This is a genomic window from Burkholderia sp. E168m23, assembly GCF_016586125.1.
GTDB classification, from domain to species: Bacteria; Pseudomonadota; Gammaproteobacteria; order Burkholderiales; family Burkholderiaceae; genus Burkholderia; species Burkholderia orbicola.
Window position 1 is genome coordinate 1 of sequence record NZ_BCPP01001584.1, and the last position, 775, is coordinate 775.

Below are 775 nucleotides of genomic sequence, written 5' to 3' on the forward strand. Positions count from 1 at the left end.
TGTCGTGCACGGCCGCGATCGGTGCGGTGCCGCGATCGGCCGGCTCGCGCACGTCGAAGTCGAGCGACCGGACGGCCGCGACGAGCCGCGCCGCGCGCTCGGGCACTTCCTGCGGTTCGCGCATCTGGCCGCGCGACAGGTAGCTGCGCGGATGGTGCAGCAGTTGTTCGGGATGGAAATAGGTTTTCATGATGGTCCTCGTCGATTCGCCGGATCAGGCGCCGTGCGCGGCAGCCGCCGCATCGACGCGCGCCGCGATGCCCGCGCGCGCCAGCACCGCATGGAGCAGCACGTTCGTGCCGCGCGTCACGTCGTCGGGCAATGCATCCTCGGCTTCGTTGTGCGACAGGCCGTCGACGCACGGAATGAACACCATCGCGGTCGGGAAACGGCGCGCGAGCAGGATCGCGTCGTGACCGGCGCCGCTCACGATCCGCTCGTGCGTATAGCCGAACGCGGCGGTCGCCTGCGCGACCAGCCCGACGCAATCGCGGTCGAACGGCGTCGCCGGGCTGCGCCAGCAGGTCTCGACCGCCACCTGCACGCCGCGCGCGGCGGCGATGCGTGCGCAAGCGTCGCGCAGGTCGCGCTCCATCTCGTCGACTTCGGCATCGTCGTGATGACGCAGGTCGACCGTGAACGTCAGGTCGCCGGCAATCGTGTTGCGCGACGCGTTGCGAATGCCGACCTGCCCGATCGTCGCGAGCCCGCGCGGCGCGTAGCCGGCGACGATCCGTTCGAGTTCGAGCGCGATCTGCGCACTCGCGAAATACGC

The 775-nt window shown here is 70.5% G+C and carries 1 protein-coding gene and 1 pseudogene; both read right to left on the minus strand.

What is annotated here, in order from left to right:
• Window positions 1–190: pseudogene (locus JMF90_RS39030) on the minus strand (histone deacetylase family protein); the annotation flags it as partial.
• Between the two features lie 24 nt (window positions 191–214).
• A partial coding sequence (locus JMF90_RS39035) for a M20/M25/M40 family metallo-hydrolase (RefSeq protein ID WP_201326543.1) occupies window positions 215–775 on the minus strand: 561 nt, incomplete at its 5' end.